This window comes from Microbacterium sp. Bi128, from assembly GCF_918698205.1.
The window spans coordinates 1-1826 of the sequence record NZ_CAKKMM010001038.1 but is presented as its reverse complement, the minus strand read 5'-3'; the positions used below and the strand labels follow the sequence as shown (position 1 = coordinate 1826).

At 70.4% G+C, this 1826-nt stretch carries 2 protein-coding genes and 1 pseudogene; 2 read left to right on the top strand and 1 reads right to left on the bottom strand.

Annotated elements, in window-relative coordinates:
- Together LQV45_RS29500 and LQV45_RS29495 are read left to right on the top strand one after the other, a co-directional pair.
- Positions 1 to 421 (top strand): annotated as a pseudogene (locus tag LQV45_RS29500) (3-methyladenine DNA glycosylase); the annotation flags it as partial.
- Complete coding sequence (locus LQV45_RS29495) at positions 418 to 936, top strand: methylated-DNA--[protein]-cysteine S-methyltransferase (RefSeq protein ID WP_230010645.1); 519 nt, start codon at positions 418 to 420, stop codon at positions 934 to 936. The pseudogene LQV45_RS29500 and the gene LQV45_RS29495, both read left to right, overlap by 4 nt.
- 90 nt (positions 937 to 1026) lie before the next feature.
- Here the strand turns inward: LQV45_RS29495 and LQV45_RS29490 are convergent, their stop codons facing one another.
- Positions 1027 to 1764 (bottom strand): maleylpyruvate isomerase family mycothiol-dependent enzyme, encoded by a 738-nt coding sequence (locus LQV45_RS29490; RefSeq protein ID WP_230010643.1) that lies wholly within the window; start codon positions 1762 to 1764, stop codon positions 1027 to 1029.
- Between the last annotated feature and the right edge of the window lie 62 nt (positions 1765 to 1826).

Sequence of the window (1826 nt, the reverse complement as noted above, 5' to 3'; positions counted from 1 at the left end):
GCTCCGAGGCCCGCAGCGGCGGATCGATGCTGTCCGGGGCGCCGCAGCGGCGATGGCCTCGGGCGACCTCGACTTCGGCTACGGCGATGACGTGCAGGGGCTGGAGGCCAAACTCCTGCCCCTGGCCGGCGTCGGGCCGTGGACCGTGGGATACGTCGCGATGCGGGTCATCGGCGCGCCGGATGTGTTCCTGGCCAACGACGCCGCGGTCCGCAACGGCATCCGTTCACTCGCCGAGACCCCCGACGGCGCCACCCTTACCCCGGATTTCCGTGAGGTCAGCCCCTGGCGCTCCTACGCCACCATGCACCTGTGGCGCGCAGCAGCGGCTGCCCAGGCCGCGGCGCGCAAGCCGTCCCTGCCGCCGAGGCAGGCTCCAACGCAGAACCACAAGCAGACTCCGAAGGAAGCGAAACCATGAAAGCCCAGCTGTTGACCATGTCCACCCCGGACGGTCCGTTCACCATCATTGCCCGGGACGGGGCTGTCTTGTCGTCGGGCTGGACCGCCGTTCCCGGCGAGCTGACCGGCCAGATCCACGCTGACCTGCTTCCGGCCGAATTCGAGACCGTCACCGGGCTCGGCGGGATCTCCGAAGCCGTGGAGGCGTTCTATGCCGGCGATCCGGAGCCGGCCATGGGGGTGCCGGTGCTGCAGAAGTCCGGTCCGTTCCGCAGTCATGCCTGGGACGTGCTGCGCACGGTCGCGCCGGGGCGCCCGGTGACCTACACGGAGTACGCGGAGCTGTCCGGCAACGCCAAGGCCGTCCGGGCGGCGGCCAGTGCCTGTGCCTTCAACGCGGCGGCACTGTTTGTTCCCTGCCACCGCGTCATCCGCACCGACGGGACCCTGGGCGGCTTCCGCTGGGGGCTGGCCGTCAAGGGCAGCCTGTTGGACCGGGAGCGCGAAGCAGCCCTCGCGACGGCACGGGCCTAGGCCCTATTCCATAGCCTGCCGGACCCAGGCGTGCTCAGTTGTTGACGGGCGCACCGTGTGCGAGGGACGGCCTGCCGGACCCGGGCGGGCTCAGTTGTTGACCGGAACGCCGGCAGGCCAGGGCAGCAGCTTCGGAAGGTCGACGCCGTCGGCCGCGGCGGTGGCGCGCAGGCTGCCGAGGGTGGGATTGCGGCCGGCGAGCCACGCGGCGATGTCCGTGAGCATGCCGTTGATCACGGTCGAGGTTCCGCCGCTCCCGATGGCCACCGCGGGCAGGCCAAGCGGCTGCAGCACGAAGCGCTGGCCCTCGGGTACCCGCGCGGAGAGGAAATCGAAAAGGTGCCCGCAGAACGGGCGGCTCCAGGTTTCCGGTCCGTGGCCGGTGCCGAGATCGGCGGCATGGATGACGAGTTCGCGCCACAGTGCCAGGCCGCCGTCGAACACGACTCCTCCGCGGTAGGTGATGGGCTCACGCCAGCCGGCCGCGTCGAGGGAGTCGAAGGCGCGCAGGGCCCGGTCCAACGCCGCGTCGAGGTCGGCCCGGTGCTGCGCGAGGCTGTGGCCGGCCGCCATCTCGATGGCGCGGTTGCGCCCCTCGAAGCCGCCGTCATAGAGTTCGACGCCCTCGCCGCGGGCGGCATATTCGAGCTGCCGGCCCATCGCGTTGGCAATCCCGCAGATGTGGGCCAGCACGTGCCCGCGGCTCCAGCCGGGCAGTTCCGACGGCGCTTTGATGTCCTGTTCCGTCAGTTTCGCGGCGATTCCGGCCACGACTCCGGCGGCGCGGTGCAGTTCTGCCCGAAGGTTCTCTGGTGTGATTGAGGTCATGGCGCCCATCCTAAACCGAGCCACCCGATTAAGTCGGATTAACTGAGCGATGCCCGGTCAGC